Consider the following 20639-nt stretch of genomic DNA (forward strand, 5'->3'; position numbering starts at 1 on the left):
CTTGATGGCGCAATTGGGGGGTGTGGCAGCGGTAATTCCAGCGGCTTCGTTCGTGACGCATCACGCCGATTGCGAGTATCCGTTTCGTCAAAACAGTGACTTCTGGTATCTCACGGGTCTGGATGAGCCTGATGCGGTGGCTTTGCTTTTGCCCTATCGGCCTGAAGGTGAGCGTTTTGTGCTGTTTGTGCAACCCAAAGAGCCAACGACCGAGGTATGGAATGGCTTCCGTTGGGGTGTCGAGGGAGCAGTGGCGCAGTTTGGCGCTGATCGAGCTCATCCAATAGCTGAATTATCTCAGCTGTTGGGCGATTACCTCAAAGGCGCTGAAGCGATTGGCTTCAGGGTGGGAAAGCACCCAAAGGTGGAGCCGCTGGTTCTTGAGGCTTGGGCCAAGCAACTCGATCAGGCCCCACGCAGCGGCGTATCAGCGCTTGGTCTTGTGGCCCCTTGCCCTTTCATCCATCAGTTGAGGTTGCGCAAGGGAGCAGAGGAAATCGAGCGCATGCGTGAGACGGCTCGGATTTCTGCGCAAGCTCATCAGCTGGCTAGGAATACGGCGCGTCCGGGCATGAATGAGCGACAGCTGCAGGCTGTAATCGAGCAGCATTTTCTTGAGCAAGGCGCGCGCGGCCCTGCCTATGGATCGATCGTGGCCGGTGGCGATAACGCCTGCGTGTTGCATTACACCGCTAACAATGCTCCGCTTGTTGATGGCGAGCTGGTGTTGATCGATGCAGGCTGTTCGCTCGTTGATTACTACAACGGAGATATCACTCGTACATTCCCTGTTAACGGACGCTTTAGCGCTGAGCAAAGCGCTCTCTACGAGCTGGTTTTAGCAGCGCAGCAGGCAGCGATCGCTGAGGTAAGACCGGGTGGCACTGCTGATCGCGTGCATGATCTTGCGGTGCGGGTGCTCGTTGAAGGGCTTGTGGAGTTGGGTTTATTGCTTGGCAGTGTTGATGGACTGATTGAGCAAGGGGGCTACCGACACCTTTATATGCATCGCACTGGCCATTGGCTTGGTCTTGATGTTCATGATGTAGGCGCCTATCGCCTTGGTGAGCATCCGGTGGATCTTGAGCCCGGCATGGTGTTAACAGTGGAACCGGGTTTGTATGTCAGTGACCGTTTGCCAGTGCCAGAGGGGCAACCTGCGATTGCTGATCGTTGGAAGGGGATCGGCATTCGTATTGAAGATGATGTGCTGGTGAGTGAGCAGGGGAATGAGGTGCTCACATCGTTAGCGGAGAAAAGTGTTGAAGCCATGCAGCGATAAGCGAATCACTGTTGCTCTGGCGAGATCCATTACTGCAGTTGAAGAGGCCTGACAGCTGCAAGCAAAAATATTCGAGATAATCAATGATCTTTTAAGCGTCTAATCCCAGTGCAGCGTTCCCTTCATCTTCCTCTGTCGCTTGCTGGTGTTGCTGCTCTTGCACTGGCTAGCACTCCCATCCAGCCAGTCGCTGCTCAAGAGGATGGCAATGCAGCAGATCTCGGGGTGATGGAGATCAACCTCAAAGATGCTGTGCAGTTCAACTGGGGTTTTCAAGGAGCACTGCAAGGAGCCGGAACACCCAATCAAGCCGGTATTGGAGCGTTTCTTCCGATTGCCGTTGGTGAGAACAGCGTTTGGTTTATTGATGCTTTAGCCAATGCCAACTTCTCTGATCGAGATAGTGAAAGCAGCATCGTTAATACCGATGTCGCTGGTACAACCATCTCCACCTCAACCCGTTTGGGTTACCGCTGGCTCAATGGTGATCGCAGCTGGATGTATGGAGTGAATGCTGGCTATGACAGCCGGCCAATGAATACAGGTGATGCTGATACCAGCGTCAATGTCTTTGATAAGCGTGATGTCTTCTTCTCTCAAGTTGCTGCAGGTTTAGAAGCAGTCTCTGATATCTGGAACTTCAATGCCTATGCATTGGTTCCAATCGGTGATGTCGAACACAAACTGAACAGCCATTACGACGGTGGTGCTCTTGATACCTACGGCTTAGATGTTGGCTACAGCATCACACCAGATTTCAATGCTTCTGTTGGTTATTACTATCAGCAAGGTGATCTCGATGATGCTGATGGTTCTGGTGTTAAAGGAAGACTCGCCTACAACATCAGCAATGGTTTAACTCTTGGAGCCAATCTTTCTTACGACGAGGCTTTTGATACACGCTTTACAGCAGACATTAAATATCGCTTTGGCTCTAATGGCTATGGATCACCAAGCAAGAAACAACCAGCAGTGATGCCCGCAATTCAAACGTTATCTACAACACCAGCCAATCGGGATGTAAGGGTGCACGACTGCGGTGTGGAAACCTGTGAGTGTCATGACGGAACCTGGAATTGTGTATGCTATGTGTGCTAGGAGGTAGATTGATAAATAAACTGGAACCGACAATACCTACAGAGAAATCCGATTATATGTACACGCTTGTGAAAAAATGAATCCGATGACCATTGTGTGAGTGATGATACCCTCTAAAAGCCCCTGCATTAGCCGGGGCTTGCTGACTCTTCAACCACCTCGCTATTGGCTTGAAACAACCATCGATACCTGGCGCGTTGACTTGCAAAAAGTTGCCTTGATGTCTTCTTTAGCAGGTAAAAATCAGCAATAGTTTTTTGCATTCATGACAAATCTATCGTCAACTTTATCTGCCAGAAAACTACTTATATTGCCCAACTAATCACCACAGCTTGAGAGTCTGATCTCCATCTCTGATGCCATTGGCTTTTCTAAATCTCACCGCTACTTGATGCCAATCCTCTGGGATTTGATTGAGACGAATATCGAACGCAAACGGTAGCTGTTGTTGGCCTGGAGAAACCCTCTTCTTCTTACTTCTAGTTCTTGCACTGCTCACCAGTCGTTTAAGCATGCGGCTGCCCCAATGGCACTTAGGAGCGCCTTTACTCTTATGGCGATAGCGCTGGCAGAAACGCTCATAGCGCTTGGCGCAGCCATCAAGCGTTGCCGATAGCTTTAAAAAGGCAGGACTCCATTCGCTGATGCCATCTGATTGCAACCTGCTGTAGTGGCCATAGTTGCTATAGGGATCAAAGAATCCTTTCCTTACACCTGCTGCTTTGGGATTGGCATGGATATACCTCAAGGTATTCAGCATTCGCCGGTGATCTTTGGGGTGGATCGGCGTTGAGAAATACCTGGCCTCCCAGAAGTGCCCGCAACGTCCGCTCAAGCGGTTGAGTGCCATGGCGGAGTACCAAGCGAACCAATGCATCAACCTCGGCAAATCCTTGGCATTGGTTGGCTTAAGCAGCAAGTGAAGGTGGTTAGCCATCAGGCATAGCCCATAGACCCTCACGGCAAATTTCTGCTGGGCGTTGTTAAGTACCGCCAACAACACATCACGCCTTAACCCTGTAGCAATCAAGAACTGCCGGCTATTGCAACGCAGCGTGATATGGAAACTGCAGCCAGATGGCAGTAAGCGTTTTGCGCGAGCCATGGGCTGGCGGCATCAGCGCGCAAGCATTAGCCATGCTTTCACCCAAATTCCTTAGCAGCACTACGCGAGATCAAGCAGATGGCCGAACCTGGCCAGACGACATCTTCACCAGTTTTTGAGGGTCTCGATCGCATCGGTTGTGCAGCTCAGAATGTGATCGGCGCCGGCCTGCTTCAGTCGATCTTCATAGGCGTTGCGTGCTTCTTGTTGCTCGATCCCATGCAAATGGGGTGGCGCGACTGCCAGGCTCATCCATTGCTGCTCGGGTTGTTGCTGGCGGGCATTGATCACTGTGCGCACATCGGCCACCGTGTCGCCTAGGTAGGCGACTGTTGGAACGCCTTGACCCAATCTCCTACCAGCAAGTTGGCTGGCTAGTTGAAGCAGGCCAGTGGGATCTGGTTTGTCAGGTGCTTCGCCCATGGCGATCAAGGCTGGATGCTTGAGCCCCAAGCGTTGTTCCAATACAAATCGGGCAGAAGGAGGCTCAGCACCGCTAACAAACCCCCAGGCGAAGCCGAGCGAACTCAGCTCCTCAAAGAATCTTTGATTAACTAGCAGTGGCTCATTGCGGATAAAGCCCTGCCAATTGCTGGGGTCGCCATTGGGATCACCGCCAAAATAAAAACGACTAAACACGTCTATGAGCTGCTCGCGGCTCGGTAGGTCTAGGGCTTGGTTACGGCTTTTCTGATCACGTCTGAGGAGCTCCAGGCTGGCGTCCCAGTCGTTATTCCAGATGCCTTCTGTTTTGAGTGCGTCGATCACGGCGACGCTGGGACGCCAGCCGCTGTAATGGTGCACTGTTTCCTGGATGGCGCGGCGGTAGCTGGCTGCTACATCGCGGATCACGCCGTCGATGTCAAACAGCAGCAGGCCTTGCAGGTTCAGTGGATAGAGAGTGTTGAGCGACTGTTAGGTTAGTTGTTTGTTCAGATTCCTTGAGCGCAGAGAGCATGACGGTTTCCGAAGGCGCTGCCGCTGATCAAGAGGTCGCGAGCACGGCCGCTGCAGTGGCTGAGGCACATCCACAGGCCACGACGGACGTCGTTGAGGATCAGGCGCAACCCAAGGAGGAGCCTCAGGAAGGCCGTCCTATGATGCGTGGTGGCAGTGCTGCTCTAGCGACTGCAACGATCGATGCTGATGGTGTGCCTTCTGGATATACCCCAAAGGCCGATGAAGGTCGCTTCTTGCTGAAGATTCTGTGGCTGCCAGACAACGTGGCTCTGGCTGTTGATCAAATCGTTGGCGGTGGTCCCAGCCCTCTTACGGCTTACTTTTTCTGGCCTCGCGAAGATGCATGGGAAACACTTAAAGGTGAGCTAGAAGGCAAGAGCTGGATCACCGATAACGAGCGCGTTGAGGTGCTCAATAAGGCCACGGAAGTGATCAACTACTGGCAGGAAGAGGGCAAGGGTAAGAATCTCGAAGAAGCCAAGCTCAAGTTTCCAGACGTCACCTTTTGCGGTACGGCTTAATCAAGCCAGCCGAACGAATGAATTCTGCAGACCCGCTCCGCCTCTAAGGCGGAGTTTTTTAATGGCAAGACTGAAGCGGAGGTTGCATGGGCTAGCGTGCAGTTCAGGCTCCAGAGCATGCGTCTTGCTCAAACGCAGCAGCAGAATCCAAGGTGGCCTTGACCTCAAACAGCTCCTCAGCCAGCTCAGCACTGATCGTGAAGGTGTCGATTCCTGCTGCCGCCAAATGGCTGAGATCACGACGACTGCGCAAACTAGCCACCAGAAGTTTGCAGCTGCTGCCAACTCCTTCTAGGGCTCGTTGCATCGCTATCAATTCGGTGTAGCCATCAAGGCCTTGATCGTTAATCCGTCCGAGGTAGGGGGCGATATGTTGAGCGCCCAAGGCCGCAGCGATCAAGACCTGGGAGGCTTCAAAACAGGCCGTGAATGTGATGGGGATTTCTGCGGCGATCAGGGTGCTTGCTGCTTGGCTTCCTGCTTGGGTAATCGGCAGTTTGACGTGAACAGTGAGAGCTGGAGTCGTCAATTGGGCCAAGGCAGCGCCGCATTCTGCTAGCTCGATGGCATGCTTTCCCCATGCTTGAAGATGTAGCTCTAAACAACCCAGTCGTTCGGCAGCAGCAGCCAAGCTCTTGAGATGATCAAGTTGGCAGGGTTGTTGGGCTCGTCTCAGCAGTGTTGGGTTGGTTGTGATGCCACCAAAAAGACCTGTAGGAAGCCATGCTTCCCATTTGCTTGGGTCTGCGCTGTCGAGTAAGAGCTGTAGCGTCAACTCAATGCCCTCAGCAGCTGCCTATTGATTGGCTTATTTAGTGGCTTGAACTCGTGCTCGGGCGCGATTGAAGTTCTGTTGTGCCTTTATTTTTTCGGTTGAGGCTTCCTGGCCTTCCATTTGGCTCACTTTGGCCTTGGCCTGCTCTAGCTCTGCTTCAGCCGTTGTTGTATCAATGCTCTTGCCGAGTTCGGCACCATTCACCAACACGGTGACATCGTCTGCTTCAACTTCGGCGAATCCACCCATCAGGGCAATGGAGTTCCAGGCCCCATTGGTTCGAACCCTCATCACACCGATATCCAGGGCCGTGACAAGCGATATGTGGCCTGGCAGGATGCCAATCAGGCCTGTGGTACTAGGAAGAATCACCTCTTCAGCAGTGCCGTCGAACACACTCTGGTCAGGTGCCAGAACGCGGAGGGTGAGAGACATGGTTCGGAGGCTTGGGTTTGAAGTGGAGAAATTGAATGGGGATGAAAGTGATTAGCGGGGAGATGTCTCACTCCCCGTTGGGCTTTAACCCTTTGCTTCTGAAGCCATCTTCTCGGCCTTAGCTTTGACCTCGTCGATGTTGCCAACAAGGTAAAAGGCTTGCTCAGGTAGATGGTCTAGTTCACCGGACATGATCATATTGAAGCCGGCGATGGTTTCTTCCAGCTTGACGTACTTGCCGGACATGCCGGTGAAAATCTCGGCGACAAAGAAGGGCTGGGAGAGGAACTTCTCAATCTTGCGGGCACGATCTACTGTGCGGCGATCATCTTCTGAGAGTTCGTCGAGACCAAGGATGGCAATGATGTCTTGCAGTTCCTTGTAGCGCTGCAGTGTGGCTTGCACGCTTCGTGCTGTGCGGTAATGCTCATCGCCAACAACTGATGGCTGAAGCATGGTGCTGGTGGAATCCAAAGGATCCACAGCTGGGTAAATGCCCTTGGCGGCCAATGCACGAGCCAGCACAGTTGTGGCGTCTAAGTGGGCAAATGTTGTGGCTGGTGCGGGGTCGGTGAGGTCATCTGCGGGAACGTAGACGGCCTGAATCGAGGTAATCGATCCCTCTAGGGTTGAGGTGATGCGCTCTTGAAGTGCACCAACGTCGGTGCCAAGGGTGGGCTGGTAGCCCACGGCGGAAGGCATGCGACCCAATAAAGCAGAGACTTCTGATCCGGCCTGCACAAAACGGAAGATGTTGTCGATGAACAGCAGCACGTCTTGCTTGTTCACGTCGCGGAAGTGCTCAGCCATGGTGAGAGCTGAAAGACCAACGCGCATCCGGGCGCCAGGGGGCTCATTCATCTGCCCGAAGCAAAGAGCGACCTTCGACTTCGATAGGTCGTCGGAGTTGATCACTCCGGATTCTTTGAATTCCTCGTAGAGGTCGTTGCCTTCACGAGTGCGCTCGCCCACACCACCAAAGACAGACACACCACCGTGTTCTTTGGCGATGTTATTGATCAGCTCCTGAATCAGCACGGTCTTGCCCACACCGGCACCACCGAAGAGGCCAACCTTGCCGCCTTGACGGTAAGGAGCCAGGAGATCAATCACCTTGATGCCAGTTTCAAAAACTGTTGGTTTGGTCTCTAGCTCAGTGAGTTTTGGTGATGGTCTGTGAATCGGGGCAGTTGCATCGGTTGTAACAGGACCCTGCTCATCAACTGGTTCGCCGAGCACGTTGAAGATCCTGCCCAGAGTGGCTTCACCAACGGGCACGGAAATTGCAGCGCCGGTGTCGAGGGCTTCCATGCCACGAACCAGACCATCCGTGCTGCTCATGGAGACCGCACGCACTCGATGGTCGCCGAGGAGTTGCTGCACTTCGGCAGTGATGGCAACATCCTGACCGGATGGGTTCTTGCCCTCAATGCGAAGGGCATTGAGGATCTTGGGCAGCTTGCCGGCAGGGAATTCCACATCCAGAACCGGGCCAATCACCTGACGAATGACGCCCTTGGTGCCGGCGGTGGCGGTAGCTGCAGCGGCCATAAGAAAATAGAGTTTTGCAAGGGGTTGCGTGTCTAACGCATTCCCTTTCAGAGCGGCGCAACATTACCACTGCATGGCGAGATCTTCTCAGGGTTCGGTGACCCGCACAGGTATCGACTAGTCGGCACAGCATCAACACACATAGGGTTGGCACTCAATGGCCACGAGTGCTACTCCAGGTCGTTATGTGGTGCTTCGGCGCCCTGTTCTTGCTCTTTCAATACACCCATGGCAGCTGTTTCTCTCAGCGTCTCCACCGTTAAGCCTCTCGGAGATCGCGTTTTTGTGAAAGTCTCTGAATCAGAGGAGAAAACTGCGGGCGGCATCCTTTTGCCTGATACCGCCAAGGAAAAGCCCCAGGTGGGCGAGGTGGTTCAAGTTGGCCCTGGAAAGCGCAATGACGATGGTTCCCGCCAGGCTCCCGAAGTGGGAGTTGGTGACAAGGTTCTTTACAGCAAGTACGCAGGTACAGACATCAAGCTCAGCACAGATGAGTACGTGCTGTTGTCCGAGAAGGACATCCTTGCTGTCGTCAACTGAGCTTTGCGGCTGACTCTGACTTTCAGCAGACATCGGCTTTCAACTGACCAAATCCATCATTTTTAAAGGACAACGCCTCCCATGGCTAAGCGCATTATTTACAACGAGCAAGCTCGACGTGCCCTTGAGCGCGGCATTGACATCCTGGCCGAATCCGTGGCCGTCACATTGGGCCCCAAAGGCCGCAATGTGGTGCTTGAGAAAAAGTTTGGTGCACCCCAAATCATCAACGATGGCGTCACCATCGCTAAAGAGATTGAGCTTGAAGATCACATTGAGAACACTGGTGTTGCTCTGATCCGTCAGGCAGCTTCGAAGACCAATGACGCTGCAGGTGATGGCACGACCACAGCCACTGTTTTGGCCCATGCCATGGTGAAGGCCGGCTTGCGCAATGTGGCGGCTGGTGCCAATGCAATCTCCTTGAAAAAGGGGATCGACAAGGCTTCCGACTTCCTCGTGAGCAAGATTGAGGAGCTCGCCAAGCCGATCAGTGACAGCAACGCCATCGCTCAGTGTGGAACCATTGCTGCCGGCAACGACGAGGAAGTGGGTCAGATGATTGCTGACGCCATGGACAAAGTCGGCAAGGAAGGTGTGATCTCTCTTGAAGAGGGCAAGTCGATGACCACTGAACTGGAGGTCACCGAGGGGATGCGTTTCGATAAGGGCTACATCTCCCCTTACTTCGCCACTGACACTGAGCGGATGGAGGCTGTGCTGGATGAGCCCTACATTCTCCTCACTGACAAGAAGATTGGCTTGGTACAGGATCTGGTGCCTGTGCTCGAACAGATTGCCCGCACTGGCAAGCCCCTGCTGATCATTGCTGAGGACATTGAGAAGGAAGCTCTCGCAACCTTGGTGGTCAATCGTCTTCGTGGTGTGCTGAATGTGGCTGCCGTGAAGGCGCCTGGGTTTGGTGATCGCCGTAAGGCCATGCTCGAAGACATGGCAGTGCTGACCAATGGTCAGTTGATCACCGAAGACGCCGGTCTTAAATTGGACAATGCCAAGCTGGAAATGCTTGGTACAGCTCGCCGTGTGACCATCAATAAGGACACCACAACGATCGTTGCCGAAGGCAATGAGACGGCGGTGAAAGGGCGTTGCGAGCAGATCAAAAAGCAGATGGACGAGACTGACTCGACCTACGACAAGGAGAAGCTGCAGGAACGACTTGCCAAGCTGGCCGGTGGCGTTGCTGTTGTGAAGGTTGGTGCTGCCACCGAAACCGAGATGAAGGACAAGAAGCTCCGTCTTGAAGATGCCATCAACGCCACCAAGGCAGCAGTTGAGGAAGGCATCGTCCCAGGTGGCGGCACCACACTGACTCACCTCGCTTCTGATCTGCAGAAGTGGGCTAATAGCAACCTCAGCGGTGAGGAGCTGATCGGTTCCAACATTGTGGAGGCTTCCCTGGCTGCTCCCTTGATGCGCATTGCTGAGAATGCAGGCGCCAATGGTGCTGTCGTGGCCGAGAACGTCAAGAGCAGGCCTATCAGTGACGGCTATAACGCTGCTACTGGGGATTACATCGACATGCTTGCTGCAGGCATTGTTGACCCTGCCAAAGTCACCCGTTCTGGTTTGCAGAATGCGGCCTCGATTGCTGGCATGGTGCTGACCACTGAGTGCATCGTTGCTGATTTGCCCGAGAAGAAGGAGGCAGCTCCTGCAGGCGGTGGCGGCATGGGTGGTGACTTCGACTACTGATCAAAGCCGGGACTCTTCGGAGTCCCACAAGTCACATGTCATCAAGAACAGATCAAAAGCACCCTTCTGGGTGCTTTTTTTTCGATATGAAGGACGATCACTGGTAGCAGCGATGAGCGAGTTGTGCTGATCAATAGGCATGATCATTGCAGCCTTAATGCTTGCATTGCAAGATCAATTTGAAGCTAAATTTACTCTAGAAATGTTCATGATATCGCTTTCCTTAATGCATAGACAGCGGCACCAGTGCGTTCGTAAATGTGCGCTTTTGGGCGCTTCATTTCGATGCCATATGGATTAGTGAAGATCGCAAATAGTATGCGTGCAAATCTAAATAAATTCTTCTTTGTTGACGTTTTGCTTGCGTCTTCCTGTTTGACCAGTAACAGTATCTCTTCGGTAATAATTTTGTGGTCGCCAAATGCTTTCAGCATCTTTTCTTTCTCTGAACTGTTGATCGTATCGAGGATGATCCTTAGGCCTCTGATTGAGTCTCGGTCACCTCTTGTAATCTCCCTGGTAATACTTTGATAGAGATTCTCCCATTTGTATGGCTCTTCTTTAAATAGATATGCAGCCCGATTGCTTGAGCTTGCCTTTGACAATCTCGCCTTTTCATCTTCTTCATTTTGTTGTGATTTCCAGTAATCATATAAAGGAGAAGCCTTCTCTATGATTGTTGCAAGTTCTTTTCCTTTGGGAGGCATTTGGTTTTCAGGGTAAATGATTTTTTATGGAGCACTGATTTTTGGCAAGAATGCCACTGAATGGGTTGGCAGCCTCTCGCTGAGCTGCAGACTGGCTAATTATTTGACGCTTTGATGGTCAATACCTGTTTCTTTCTCATAGGCAATGACTAGGTCGACCAATTCTTTCTTGAGTAATCCTTTTAGCTTATCATTTGACTCCTTGGCGGGAACTATTTGCTTTTCATCCGTTTGTGTGTCTTTCGTTACCCCAGCATTAAGCAGAGAGACAAGCCTTTTCAATGAGTCAAAAATAATAAAAGTAATCCTGATAAGAAGTAAGATGATTGTATCGGTTGTGATCTTTTCTTCTGGCGCCTTTGATGTTTTCTCCTCTGGTGCCTTTGCCATTTTGGGTTTCCGATAAATGTCTTGTCGATAAGAAATCAGGAGAGCAAGTCGCCATTGCCAACGCTTTGATTATAGCTTGAATCCCATTTGTGGCATAGTCTTTAGCCTCTTGATTTTAGCAAAGGAGCTTTGACTTGCTTTTGGGTGCCAGAAGCTTTGATGCTTGATTTTTCATCCCTTCGCTTTGTTGTTGTATTCATTGTAAGCCGCAGAAGCGTATTGTAATTCTTCGTCTATGCATCAGAGATCCTCTCTTTATTGTTTTTGCCGCTTATCGTATACAACATAGCTTGATGTTTTATTTCAGCCATCTGTGCTTGCTTGATCATCACTAAAATTGCTTTGTTGGCTCAGTGATGAGATTCTTGTTGTGCTCAAGATCACCTTTGCATTGCTACTGCTGCTTTAGGCCAGAGCATGTTGTTGATCGATGACAATTGCCTATTTTAAATAATAACTTAAGGCAGGCAATCTTTTGAATAAGCTATGTCTATGCTAAATCGCGGTGAGTTTGGATAGGCCTGCTTCCCTTCCTGTTGCCATCCTCAACTTTCTTTTTTGCTTTGAGGTGTATTCCACTAGCTGCCTTACTTCTGAGTTATGCAGGAGGGGTTAAGTTGTAGTTTGGCATGCAAAAACATGGTGATGAGTTCGATCTCGATTGGCGAGGTTAATCACATGTTTGTTCAACCCTTTTGGCAATGATCTTGCTTGCCTACGGAGGAATCAAAGCTCAGCTCAAGTGAGCCAGCCAGCGCTAAGGATCACTGCAAGAGTGAGGAAGATGGCTAGGCATGTCCAGGTGATCCTGTCCAAGGTTGCCTCGGCGCTGCTGGTGCTTGTGAAACTGGAGCTGCCGCTAGCGGATATCCCTCCCATGCCACCACCCTTGGGGCTATGCAACAGGACCAACAACATCAAGAGAACGCCAGAAGCGACCCAGACCCAGGAGAGAAAAGAGGTAATCATGGCCTCAGTCTAGGGATGTGTTGATCATGCTCTGACTTCGGCTCGCGATCGTTCGCCTCAAACGGGTTGAGGGAGTCGTGCAGAGGGCGTTGGTGAATCAATGGCTTGAATCAACGATAAGCCTGACATGGCATCGGGCTTAGGTAAATCCAGCAGTTGCAGCAGCGTAGGTGCGATGTCAGCCAGGCCACCACCTTCACGCAGCTGGATGTCATTGCCGTAGCCAGCCAGCTTGCGTTTCTCTCCTTCTACCAAGATCACAGGTACGGGATTCGTGGTGTGAGCCGTCCAAGCCTGACCATCTGAACCTTGCATCAGTTCGGCATTGCCATGGTCTGCCGTGATCAACAGAGTGCCGCCCATTCGTCCGGTCGAATCCAGCAATCGGCCGATGCAGCGGTCCACGGTGCTGATGGCTTCCTGAGCGGCTCCCATCACACCGGTGTGCCCAACCATATCTGGATTGGCGTAGTTGATGACGACCAGTGAATACACACCACTCTCAATCGCGTTCACACAACTCTCGGTCAGTGTGTCAGCAGCCATCGCTGGAGCCAGGTCGTAGGTAGCCACGCGGGGGGATGGCACAAGATGACGCTCCTCGCCTGCTAGTGGCTGTTCGATGCCACCATTCATGAAATATGTGACGTGGGGATACTTCTCTGTTTCTGCGGTGCGGTATTGGCGTAGGCCGTGTTCAGAGACCACCTGACCGAGCAGATCATCGAGTGATTCGGCGGGGAACGCTACTCCTACAGGGAGATCGTGTTCGTACTGGGTGAAGGTAACGACATCGAGGCTGGGCTGATTGGCTCGAGGGAAACCATCGAAGTCTGGAAGAGTGAGGGCTTGCACCAATTGCCTGGCGCGGTCAGGACGGAAGTTGAACATCACGAGGCCATCCCCGTCTTTGAAGTAGTTATTGCTAAGACGTGTGGGTTCTAGGAATTCGTCGGTGGTTCCGTTGGCATAACTTGCGCTAAGAACGTCTTCGGCAGTGACTCTGCTGATCGATTGATTTGGGTCGGTGAGTACCTCATAGGCCCTGATCGTGCGCTCCCAGCGGTGGTCACGGTCCATGGCCCAATAGCGGCCGCAGAGGCTGGCTAACTCACCTACTCCACTGGCGTTGATGGTGTCTTCGATTTGGTGTAGGTATTTGCTTGCACTTTGAATCGGGGTGTCTCGTCCATCGGTGATGAGATGCACTGCCACTTTGTTGAGGCCAGCGGCGGCAGCCCAGTGCAAAAGACCGCAGAGATGGTTGATATGGCTATGAACACCACCATCGGAGCAGAGTCCCAACAGGTGAAGCGTGCTGTCAGACTTGCGCAACCGTTCGGCTAGGGCAATCAGGGCAGGAGTTTGCCCCAGCCTTCCGGCTTGTACGGTTTCACTGATGCGAACGAGTTCCTGACGGATCACCCGGCCAGCACCGATGGTGAGATGACCGACCTCAGAGTTGCCCATCTGGTTGTCTGGCAGCCCGACAGCGGCACCACTGGCTTCGATCAGGGTGTGGGGGTAGGAATGCCATAGGGCATCCATGATTGGAGTCTCAGCACTACGGATGGAGTTGTGCTCAACTTCCTCACGATGTCCCCAGCCATCAAGGATCGCCAGCACTACAGGTGCAACTCGGTTGAAATGCCTTGATTTTCCGGAACTGCTGCTGGGCATGTTCACACGCGGCTATTGCTTATTAAGGACTTCTCCAGATTGAAGTTACTTCCTCCTTTGGTCTTGGTCTGCATTTGTGCTGACTTCCGTCAGCTTTTACGCATTGATTGTTGTTGGAGGCAAGAGAAGATCGGCATAAACTCACGTCTTAATCGTCACGACCATGATCGACAAAGGTAGTGATGAACGGGTTGAGATCCTCTCTGACCAGGAGCTCGGTCGCACCCTTTCGCGCCTTGCTTCTCAAGTACTCGAGTCTGTTGCTGATAGCCGGGAGCTTTTGTTTCTGGGAATTCCTACGCGAGGCGTGCATCTGTCTCGTGTCTTGGCCAAAGAGTTGGAACCCATTGCTGGCCATAGTATTGATCAGGGAAGTTTGGACCCCACCTTTCATCGTGATGATCTGGGTCGAGTCGGTACTCGGATGGTGCAACCCACCGATCTCCCCAACAGCGTTGAGGGGCGAGAGGTTGTGTTGGTGGATGATGTGATTTTTACCGGACGCACAGTGCGCGCTGCTCTTGAAGCTCTTCAGGCCTGGGGCCGGCCTCAGCGGGTGATGTTGTTGGTGATGGTGGATCGCGGGCATCGGGAAGTGCCGATTCAACCAGATTTCTGTGGTCGCAAAGTTCCGACTCGTCGCACGGAAAGCATCGAATTGCGCCTCTCTGATGTGGATGGAGAAGAGGGGGTTTACTTGCGCCAGTTGCCTTGATGAGGACAACACGCTGAGCTGGTGAACTTTGTGTTCATGCATCGGCGTTGTTCGTCTTGATGACAGAGGTCAGTTCAGCCCATGGTCGTCTTGCCTTTGGATTGCGTTGAGGTTGGTGTGGATGAATCAGTTACTGCACGGTGCCAAGCTTTTGCTTGCCTAGCCGCTCACCACTGCGTAGATCTAGCCCCTCCATCTGCAGCTGGGCATCGTCATCGATGGAGAATTGCAACCTCAGGCAGTCTTGCCCCGGCTGACCGGGTGGTTGTAGTGCAAGCGAAGCTGTAGGGCAGGTTCCTGGCCAGGGATGCAGTTTGCGCTCTGCTGGCTTTGATTGCAGGGTTGGCATTCCATCGATGTAGATGACCTCATGGCTCTCGTTGATGTCTGGCTCAGCAAGCACCACCTCTAGCTCCAGTTGATCGATCCGGCTGGCGGCCAGCACAAGCTCAAGGGGGGCGGTTGTTGGCCAGGGCTGACCAGCGAGGAACAGCGGATGCCAATGATGTTGTCCACCTCGCTGATCCCAGCAGCGCAGAGAGACTCCGCGGTGCAGTACATCCTGAACTTTGACCCCCGGTGTGAGTTGCAGGGCTCCAACAGCAACGGCCTCTATGGGGGGAGGCGTGAGGAGTGGGACTGGTTGCGTTTGCTGCTGCAACCAACTGCGAACGAGGGGGATTTGTGCGCCGCCGCCGACGGCTACGACCCCCTGAAGATCTTTGAGTTCGCAACCATTGCCACGCCCCCTTGCCAGGGTTTCATTGAGCAGGCTGGCCAGGCTGTTAAGCAAGCCTCTGGCGATGAGCAGCTCTTCCAGCTCCCTGCGGCAGAGACGTAGAGGCAGGACTTCATTGCCTTCTGAATCGGCGGCAATCTCCAGCTGGGTGGCCTCAGCGCGAAGATCCACCTGGCTAAGGCGGCATTTGAGCCTCTCTGCAGCATTGAGGAGTGTTTCTGAGAGCGGAACGTCGGGATAAAGATGATTGGCAATCCAATGATCGAGGTCCCGTCCACCCAGCTTCAGTCCAGCCTTGCCAAGCACGCGTGCGCAGCGCAGGGCTTGTTTGCTGCTGTCCTCAAGATCTTGGCCAGCAAATCGAAGTAATTGGGCGATTGGAGCCGCCCGTCCTTCTCCACCTTCGAGGGCCACGAGGGATAGATCAATGGTGCTGCCACCGATGTCCATCACCAACAGCTTGGAGCCTGGGGGTAGGCCGGCACCCATGGCAGCAGCGGTGGGTTCATCAACCAGGGCGATCTCTTCAACCGGCAGTGTTGTGCAGACCTGATTCAGCCAGGTTCTATAGGCGCGATAGCTCTCCACTGGCGCAGTGAGCACAAGACGTCGCACCTCGATATGGGGAGGGAGTCGGCGCCAGATCTGCTGCAGCAAGATTTCTCCGGCCTGTTCTGGCGAGAGGCAAGAACCATCGCTTTTGTTTGGATGAGGTGCACCGATCCAGCGCTTGAAGTCTCTGCTCAAGCTTGTGTGACCCTGCCCCACCAGGCCTGCTTCGTCCACTTGCTGCCCCACTAGAGGGTTGGGGTCATTGCCTTGGCCGGCCCAGATCAAACTGGGGACTTCTCCTGGGCGACGGCTGATTGGTGGTAGATCGAGGAGTTGAGGGCTGGCAGCACGTTCAGCCTGGAAGGCCACAACCGTGGTGGTGTTCCCAAGGTCAATGGCAAGGGTGCCAACTTGTTGGAAAACCTGAAGCTTTTCTTCGCCCTCTGGGGGCATGTCCATGGCCATGGCCAGGTTGTAGTCATTACTAGGCTAAGAGACAATGGCGATGGATCGGTTGCAGCGCCTGGTGCTCTCTTTTTATCGAGAGGACCCTTGCATTGAGGCAGAGCTCGAACCGCTGCTCGATTGCCGCATGACCCGCAGTTGGGGGAGCATCCGGATTGAGTGTGTGGATGCAGAGCACTTGGAGGAAGTCAGCGCCTTGCTGAGCCATCTGAGGCTTCCCTTGGCGGCCTTGGGACTTGGCCGGCAGATTGTTTTGCGGGTGCCCGGTTCTTTACAACGGAGCTATCCCATGCATGTGCCCTTTCACAGTGATCTATTGGCCTAATGCTGAGCAGCGCTCGCCTACAGTGACCTTGAGAGATAAGAAGTTTCTGTGATCACATCGGGAGTGGAACCCAAAGACCTTGCCAAGCGTGGGGAGAGTCTCATCCGTCAGTCGAGCAACCGCTACCTCACTACGGTTCGAATTGCGTTTCGGGCGAAGCAGCGCCGTTTCGATGATTTTGATGGCCTTTTGGAGGAATCGAGTGTGAAGCCGGTTCAGCGAGCCATCGTTGAACTAAGCGACGAGCAGGACCAACCGGATCTGCTGCCTGGCTGAGGCGATGATTCAACAGGAGGGCCCTGGCTGGCGACTTGCCAGGGACCCTGCTAGGACAGCCTTCCCAGTGTTGATTGGAGGGGAAGGCTGGGCTATCGAGCTCACTCAAGATGAGTGGCAGTGTTTGCAGTCTCTGGTTGTTGAACTCACTGATCAACATCAGCAGCTTGTTGATCAGCTGCTGGCAGAGGAATCTGTCTGCCTGGAGATGGAACGTCAGCCGTGGTGGGCTTGTCTGGATGGTGATCGTCACAGCTGGAGCTTGCAGGTGATTTTGCAGGGCGATGGCGAGAAGGCCCGTGGCGCTGAAGGATGTTGGTCGGTACCTGCTGCGCAAGAGATGGCCACTGCGATGAGAACCACCTGGGACTTTGATCAATGATTAGAGAGGCTGATCGATAGCGGGATCATTGATCTTTCCCCGAGCTTGCACAGGGTAATTCACAGTTTTTCCACAACTTGCAGGTTTGAATCGCCCTATCGGCTCAGCTATGTGGAAAAAGGTCTGCTTAGATGCTTGCCCCCTTGACGTGGATCGTTCTTGCTTCCAATCGGCACTGCATGCTGACAGCCTTGCTGAGGAAGGCTGTCAGGGCGTTGTTCTCGCCATGAGATTGATTGAGATGAGGTCTTTGGGTAGGCCTTGACGGGAATGGTTCAGGTGTGGAGAACTGGTGTCGTGTTCTGGAGCCAAGATGCACTTGAGGGATGTCCAAGAGATCGCAGAAGAAACTGTGAGACAACCGATGGTGCAAGCTCAGAAGGTGCAATCCCAGGAGGTTGTGCAGGATGGTGTGGTCAGCTTCCAGGCCGAACTGCCTCTGCCTCTGCAAGAGGCCATGGCAGGCTTTATCGAGACATGTCCCAATTGGGATCAGTATCGGTTGATCAAAGCAGCTTTGGCTGGCTTCCTTGTGCAGAACGGGGTGGATTCAAGAGAGATCACCCGTCTTTACGTGGCCAACATGTTTCGCAGCGATTCACTGATGCAGGGATTTTGAATGCTGCTGCTGGCTTATTCTTTAGTGGCAGCAGGGTGCGCCTTACTTGGCTGAAGACTCTTTAGCTGGCTTGTGGTTCGAGCCTCAGACATGTTCTTGGCATCTGGTCTGACGACAAGAGCAGCTTTTCAGTGATTGGTTTTGAGGAAGGCTTAGTGGAGTGGTCCAAGCCATTGCAGCAGATCATTGGCAGTGCTTTTGGGAATCGGCAAGATTGAGAGGCGATTGCCCTTGCGAAGCACTGGTAGTTGCTCAGCGCTGTATTTGTCCCGCAGACTTTCTAGACTTAGGAGTTCGCTAAAGCGTCCGAGATAATGCAGTCGAACGCAATCCCAGCGCGGCTTGTCTGGTGATGACTTCGGGTCGTAGTACTTGGCTTTTGGATCAAATTGTGTGGGGTCCACCAGGCCGGTTTCAATGACCTCCATGAGCCCTACGATTCCAGGAGGCTTGCAGTTTGAGTGATAAAAGAATGCCTTGTCTCCTATGAGCATCGAACGCATAAAATTGCGTGCTTGGTAGTTGCGAATCCCATCCCAGAGGGTGCTGCCTTCTTTTTGGAGGTGGTCGATGCCGTAGGCATCGGGCTCGCTTTTCATCAACCAGTAGTTAGGGTCTTGTTTTGCCATGGGATCTCAAAAGAAAGTGGTGGTTTGGATAAAGTTTTGCTAGCCCCCTTCCTCGGGGTCTTATTCGTTATGAACCTTTCTAGCTAATCGAGCTATAGAGGCATTCCTTTGAAAAGGTAATTAACTTGATGCCAATCCCTATTGAAAATCTGTGTCTTTGGATCTGATTGCTTGCTATCGCAACACTGGTTTCGAGGCTGTTGCTGATGGGGTGATGTCATTCTTTGATCGGCGCCTTGATCTTCAACATAGTGGAGTCGCATTCGGCAATAACTCATCTTCATCCCAGGCAGAACCAGCCAAAGTGTCAACCGATATCAGCCTTGTTGCAATTGATCGCTCAGATCCAGAGGCATTTGCTCTTGCAGATGTGATTGTTCGAGGTGTTACTGCTGCTCTCGATCAATATGTTAAGGATCGTCCGTTATTTAGAGAGTGCTCTCCAGAACAGTCTCTGTTTGTTATTCCGATTTTTAATATCCAACGTTATGGTCCTGGGGAAGGTTTCAAACGCTGGCATTGTGATTGGACTATCAGCGATGAGGCAACAGAGCCTGTTCATAGAATGCTTGCTTGGATCCTTTATTGCAATGATCTTGATTCGGCTGGTACTGAGTTTTATTGGCAGCAACATCATGAAACTGCAGAGCGAGGAAAGCTAGTTATTTTCCCTGCAGGCCCATCTCATATTCATCGTGGCCGAGTGAATCATAAAAGCACTAAAACGATTGCTACAGGATGGATTAATGCAGGCAGTAGAGACTCTTATCTTTCACGTTTGGCAGCCTCTTGAAACTTTGGTTCAAAAGCAAATTCTCAGCCCAAGACTCATAAATTTTTTTACACTGAGTTCGTTAAATGTTGATTCTGCGACTCTTTAGTGAATTGTTGCCTTTGCTGGCACTCGGCTATTTGATTGGTCGCTTTAAAGCAGAACTTGCATCTCAAATAGCGTCACCTCTTATCAACTTTGGTATACCAGTAAGCCTGATGGGTCTTCTGCTCAAGAGTGGGATGGATTGGCGCCTTTTTGAGGCCCTTGCGATGTCATTTCTTGCGATTGGATTGCTGATAGTTGTTATTAGAACTTTCCCAAAAATCAGAACTATTATTGGTAATCGAAGTTTGCTTTTGGGTAGTGTCTTTGGGAATTCAGGCCATTTAGGGATTCCTGTTTCATTGGCTCTTCTGCCAAGTCAAGCACTCAGTTTTAGTATTGGTTATGACCTTGCCTCCACGTTACTTGTATGGAGTTTAGGACCCATACTTTTCGCAAACTCCTCATCCGAATTGAAGGGCAGAGCTGCTTGGACTAATCTTTTAGGTGTTCTGACTAGTAGTCCTGCGACGAAGGGATTGGTTGGGGCGTTTTTTGTTCAGTTGACTCCATGGAATGATCAAATCACCTCTGCTCTTTGGGCCCCATCCAGAATTGTGATTGTTCTAGCTCTAATGATTGTTGGGATCCGTTTGGGCTCTTTTGGGTCTGTTAATAATCCAGGAATTAGAAACTTGTTCTCAATACTTGGGCCTAGCTTGCTGGTAAAGTTGATGTTTCTTCCTGCCTTAATGTTGACTCTTGCAAAGGCTTTTGGCTTGTCAACTTTGATGTCTAATGCCCTTGTCTTGCAGGCGGCTACACCCACAGCTATATCTGTTTTGTTGTTAGCGGAAGCAAGTGGTAAAGAGCAACACGTTGCGGCTTCTTTAGTGGCTTGGAGTACTTTGATTTCATTGGCGACAATCCCTATTTGCTATTTACTTCTTCAATCGATTAATTAATTCAAGAATTGAAGTTATTCTCAAAAAATCATAGAGGCGACTTCTTGTTAATGAATTGCCTGAGTTGGTTAACGATTTTTAATTCCCTAAGTATCTTTGCTCTCTTTCAAAAGGAAGTTTTCACTGCTTACTCGTTGATGGTCTGTCTTATGTTGGCCATGGTTGAGATTTGAGGAATTGATGTTTGCGCTGCTGCTAAGGTGTATTTTGAAAACATTTCTCGATGAGTTTTAGTGAATGCTAATTGTAGTAGCAGTGATAAGATCTAGGCCTACAGCTTATCAGCAATGAGTTTATATCAACGATGTTAAGTTGTCTCAGCAATTGCAGTGCTTGATTAGAGCGGGAATGAGGTATACCCATCTGGGCTTTTACTTGTTAAGTTCTTCGCGCTTGCAAGTTCTAAGCGCACTATGATGAGCGCGA

At 51.9% G+C, this 20639-nt stretch carries 23 protein-coding genes; 12 read left to right on the top strand and 11 right to left on the bottom strand.

What is annotated here, in order from left to right:
* Positions 1–4: 4 nt before the first annotated feature.
* Together SIB41_RS01090 and SIB41_RS01095 are read left to right on the top strand one after the other, a co-directional pair.
* A complete protein-coding gene (locus SIB41_RS01090; protein WP_413359773.1) occupies positions 5–1282 on the top strand; it encodes an aminopeptidase P N-terminal domain-containing protein in 1278 nt (425 codons plus the stop codon).
* Positions 1283–1390: 108 nt separating this feature from the next.
* A complete protein-coding gene (locus SIB41_RS01095; protein WP_413359776.1) occupies positions 1391–2380 on the top strand; it encodes a carbamoyl-phosphate synthase in 990 nt (329 codons plus the stop codon).
* 322 nt (positions 2381–2702) lie between these two features.
* Here the strand turns inward: SIB41_RS01095 and SIB41_RS01100 are convergent, their stop codons facing one another.
* Together SIB41_RS01100 and SIB41_RS01105 are read right to left on the bottom strand one after the other, a co-directional pair.
* The gene (locus SIB41_RS01100; RefSeq protein ID WP_413359778.1) at positions 2703–3485 is read right to left on the bottom strand and encodes a transposase; all 783 of its coding nucleotides are present in this window, start codon (positions 3483–3485) and stop codon (positions 2703–2705) included.
* Positions 3486–3590: 105 nt separating this feature from the next.
* Positions 3591–4376 carry a TIGR01548 family HAD-type hydrolase gene (locus tag SIB41_RS01105; protein WP_413361294.1) on the bottom strand — a complete coding sequence of 262 codons (786 nt, stop codon included), beginning with the start codon at positions 4374–4376 and terminating at the stop codon, positions 3591–3593.
* Between the two features lie 65 nt (positions 4377–4441).
* Between SIB41_RS01105 and SIB41_RS01110 the strand changes: the two genes are divergently transcribed.
* Positions 4442–4966 (top strand): 30S ribosomal protein PSRP-3, encoded by a 525-nt coding sequence (locus SIB41_RS01110; protein WP_413359780.1) that lies wholly within the window; start codon positions 4442–4444, stop codon positions 4964–4966.
* Between the two features lie 103 nt (positions 4967–5069).
* Here SIB41_RS01110 and SIB41_RS01115 read toward each other — a convergent pair whose 3' ends face one another.
* The 3 genes from SIB41_RS01115 to atpD form a co-directional block, all read right to left on the bottom strand.
* Positions 5070–5741 (bottom strand): transaldolase family protein, encoded by a 672-nt coding sequence (locus SIB41_RS01115; protein WP_413359783.1) that lies wholly within the window; start codon positions 5739–5741, stop codon positions 5070–5072.
* A 33-nt stretch (positions 5742–5774) separates the two neighbouring features.
* A complete protein-coding gene (atpC, locus tag SIB41_RS01120) occupies positions 5775–6176 on the bottom strand; it encodes an ATP synthase F1 subunit epsilon (protein ID WP_413359785.1) in 402 nt (133 codons plus the stop codon).
* An 84-nt stretch (positions 6177–6260) separates the two neighbouring features.
* On the bottom strand, positions 6261–7727 hold the full coding sequence (gene atpD, locus SIB41_RS01125) for a F0F1 ATP synthase subunit beta (protein WP_011130819.1): 1467 nt from the start codon (positions 7725–7727) through the stop codon (positions 6261–6263).
* Between the two features lie 228 nt (positions 7728–7955).
* Here atpD and groES point away from each other — a divergent pair, with 228 nt between their 5' ends.
* Both groES and groL read left to right on the top strand, forming a co-directional pair.
* On the top strand, positions 7956–8267 hold the full coding sequence (gene groES / locus SIB41_RS01130; protein WP_011130818.1) for a co-chaperone GroES: 312 nt from the start codon (positions 7956–7958) through the stop codon (positions 8265–8267).
* 81 nt (positions 8268–8348) lie between these two features.
* Positions 8349–9983 (top strand): chaperonin GroEL, encoded by a 1635-nt coding sequence (gene groL / locus SIB41_RS01135; protein ID WP_011130817.1) that lies wholly within the window; start codon positions 8349–8351, stop codon positions 9981–9983.
* 206 nt (positions 9984–10189) lie between these two features.
* Here the strand turns inward: groL and SIB41_RS01140 are convergent, their stop codons facing one another.
* The 4 genes from SIB41_RS01140 to gpmI form a co-directional block, all read right to left on the bottom strand.
* Complete coding sequence (locus SIB41_RS01140) at positions 10190–10690, bottom strand: hypothetical protein (protein ID WP_413359788.1); 501 nt, start codon at positions 10688–10690, stop codon at positions 10190–10192.
* A 99-nt stretch (positions 10691–10789) separates the two neighbouring features.
* Positions 10790–11080 carry a hypothetical protein gene (locus tag SIB41_RS01145; protein ID WP_041384555.1) on the bottom strand — a complete coding sequence of 97 codons (291 nt, stop codon included), beginning with the start codon at positions 11078–11080 and terminating at the stop codon, positions 10790–10792.
* A gap of 738 nt (positions 11081–11818) precedes the next feature.
* Positions 11819–12049 (bottom strand): preprotein translocase subunit SecG, encoded by a 231-nt coding sequence (gene secG, locus SIB41_RS01150; protein ID WP_413359791.1) that lies wholly within the window; start codon positions 12047–12049, stop codon positions 11819–11821.
* A gap of 57 nt (positions 12050–12106) precedes the next feature.
* Positions 12107–13729, bottom strand: a complete 1623-nt coding sequence (gene gpmI, locus SIB41_RS01155; protein WP_413359793.1) for a 2,3-bisphosphoglycerate-independent phosphoglycerate mutase — start codon at positions 13727–13729, stop codon at positions 12107–12109.
* 163 nt (positions 13730–13892) lie between these two features.
* On the opposite strand from gpmI, the gene pyrR reads away from it, so the two are divergent.
* Positions 13893–14444, top strand: coding sequence for a bifunctional pyr operon transcriptional regulator/uracil phosphoribosyltransferase PyrR (pyrR, locus tag SIB41_RS01160; RefSeq protein WP_413359796.1), 552 nt, complete (start codon positions 13893–13895; stop codon positions 14442–14444).
* 130 nt (positions 14445–14574) lie between these two features.
* On the opposite strand, the gene SIB41_RS01165 is transcribed toward pyrR, so the two are convergent.
* Positions 14575–16200 carry an Hsp70 family protein gene (locus SIB41_RS01165; protein ID WP_413359799.1) on the bottom strand — a complete coding sequence of 542 codons (1626 nt, stop codon included), beginning with the start codon at positions 16198–16200 and terminating at the stop codon, positions 14575–14577.
* Between the two features lie 40 nt (positions 16201–16240).
* On the opposite strand from SIB41_RS01165, the gene SIB41_RS01170 reads away from it, so the two are divergent.
* The 4 genes from SIB41_RS01170 (at position 16241) to SIB41_RS01185 (ending at position 17802) form a co-directional block, all read left to right on the top strand.
* Complete coding sequence (locus tag SIB41_RS01170) at positions 16241–16525, top strand: hypothetical protein (protein ID WP_063403791.1); 285 nt, start codon at positions 16241–16243, stop codon at positions 16523–16525.
* 48 nt (positions 16526–16573) lie between these two features.
* Positions 16574–16801: a DNA-directed RNA polymerase subunit omega gene (locus SIB41_RS01175; RefSeq protein ID WP_011130810.1), complete on the top strand. Its 228-nt coding sequence runs from the start codon at positions 16574–16576 to the stop codon at positions 16799–16801.
* Between the two features lie 4 nt (positions 16802–16805).
* On the top strand, positions 16806–17183 hold the full coding sequence (locus tag SIB41_RS01180; protein WP_413359803.1) for a DUF1818 family protein: 378 nt from the start codon (positions 16806–16808) through the stop codon (positions 17181–17183).
* Positions 17184–17547: 364 nt separating this feature from the next.
* Complete coding sequence (locus SIB41_RS01185; RefSeq protein WP_052646236.1) at positions 17548–17802, top strand: DUF2811 domain-containing protein; 255 nt, start codon at positions 17548–17550, stop codon at positions 17800–17802.
* 152 nt (positions 17803–17954) lie between these two features.
* Here the strand turns inward: SIB41_RS01185 and SIB41_RS01190 are convergent, their stop codons facing one another.
* On the bottom strand, positions 17955–18431 hold the full coding sequence (locus SIB41_RS01190) for an EVE domain-containing protein (protein WP_413359805.1): 477 nt from the start codon (positions 18429–18431) through the stop codon (positions 17955–17957).
* Between the two features lie 157 nt (positions 18432–18588).
* Between SIB41_RS01190 and SIB41_RS01195 the strand changes: the two genes are divergently transcribed.
* Both SIB41_RS01195 and SIB41_RS01200 read left to right on the top strand, forming a co-directional pair.
* On the top strand, positions 18589–19224 hold the full coding sequence (locus SIB41_RS01195) for a 2OG-Fe(II) oxygenase (RefSeq protein ID WP_413359808.1): 636 nt from the start codon (positions 18589–18591) through the stop codon (positions 19222–19224).
* 95 nt (positions 19225–19319) lie between these two features.
* Positions 19320–20213, top strand: coding sequence for an AEC family transporter (locus SIB41_RS01200; protein WP_413359811.1), 894 nt, complete (start codon positions 19320–19322; stop codon positions 20211–20213).
* The last annotated feature ends 426 nt before the right edge of the window (positions 20214–20639 follow it).

It is taken from the genome of Prochlorococcus sp. MIT 1201 (assembly GCF_047303415.1).
Classification (GTDB): Bacteria; Cyanobacteriota; Cyanobacteriia; order PCC-6307; family Cyanobiaceae; genus Prochlorococcus; species Prochlorococcus marinus_D.

Excerpts from the sequence above, each read along its gene's own strand:
- SIB41_RS01090 (WP_413359773.1), top strand. The coding sequence starts at position 5 with ATGGCGCAATTGGGGGGTGTGGCAGCGGTAATTCCAGCGGCTTCGTTC.
- secG (WP_413359791.1), bottom strand. The coding sequence starts at position 12,049 with ATGATTACCTCTTTTCTCTCCTGGGTCTGGGTCGCTTCTGGCGTTCTC.
- atpD (WP_011130819.1), bottom strand. The coding sequence starts at position 7,727 with ATGGCCGCTGCAGCTACCGCCACCGCCGGCACCAAGGGCGTCATTCGT.
- SIB41_RS01100 (WP_413359778.1), bottom strand. The coding sequence starts at position 3,485 with ATGGCTCGCGCAAAACGCTTACTGCCATCTGGCTGCAGTTTCCATATC.
- SIB41_RS01140 (WP_413359788.1), bottom strand. The coding sequence starts at position 10,690 with ATGCCTCCCAAAGGAAAAGAACTTGCAACAATCATAGAGAAGGCTTCT.
- SIB41_RS01110 (WP_413359780.1), top strand. The coding sequence starts at position 4,442 with ATGACGGTTTCCGAAGGCGCTGCCGCTGATCAAGAGGTCGCGAGCACG.
- SIB41_RS01145 (WP_041384555.1), bottom strand. The coding sequence starts at position 11,080 with ATGGCAAAGGCACCAGAGGAGAAAACATCAAAGGCGCCAGAAGAAAAG.
- atpC (WP_413359785.1), bottom strand. The coding sequence starts at position 6,176 with ATGTCTCTCACCCTCCGCGTTCTGGCACCTGACCAGAGTGTGTTCGAC.
- pyrR (WP_413359796.1), top strand. The coding sequence starts at position 13,893 with ATGATCGACAAAGGTAGTGATGAACGGGTTGAGATCCTCTCTGACCAG.
- SIB41_RS01170 (WP_063403791.1), top strand. The coding sequence starts at position 16,241 with ATGGATCGGTTGCAGCGCCTGGTGCTCTCTTTTTATCGAGAGGACCCT.
- groL (WP_011130817.1), top strand. The coding sequence starts at position 8,349 with ATGGCTAAGCGCATTATTTACAACGAGCAAGCTCGACGTGCCCTTGAG.
- SIB41_RS01180 (WP_413359803.1), top strand. The coding sequence starts at position 16,806 with ATGATTCAACAGGAGGGCCCTGGCTGGCGACTTGCCAGGGACCCTGCT.
- SIB41_RS01185 (WP_052646236.1), top strand. The coding sequence starts at position 17,548 with ATGGTGCAAGCTCAGAAGGTGCAATCCCAGGAGGTTGTGCAGGATGGT.
- gpmI (WP_413359793.1), bottom strand. The coding sequence starts at position 13,729 with ATGCCCAGCAGCAGTTCCGGAAAATCAAGGCATTTCAACCGAGTTGCA.
- SIB41_RS01165 (WP_413359799.1), bottom strand. The coding sequence starts at position 16,200 with ATGGCCATGGACATGCCCCCAGAGGGCGAAGAAAAGCTTCAGGTTTTC.
- groES (WP_011130818.1), top strand. The coding sequence starts at position 7,956 with ATGGCAGCTGTTTCTCTCAGCGTCTCCACCGTTAAGCCTCTCGGAGAT.
- SIB41_RS01190 (WP_413359805.1), bottom strand. The coding sequence starts at position 18,431 with ATGGCAAAACAAGACCCTAACTACTGGTTGATGAAAAGCGAGCCCGAT.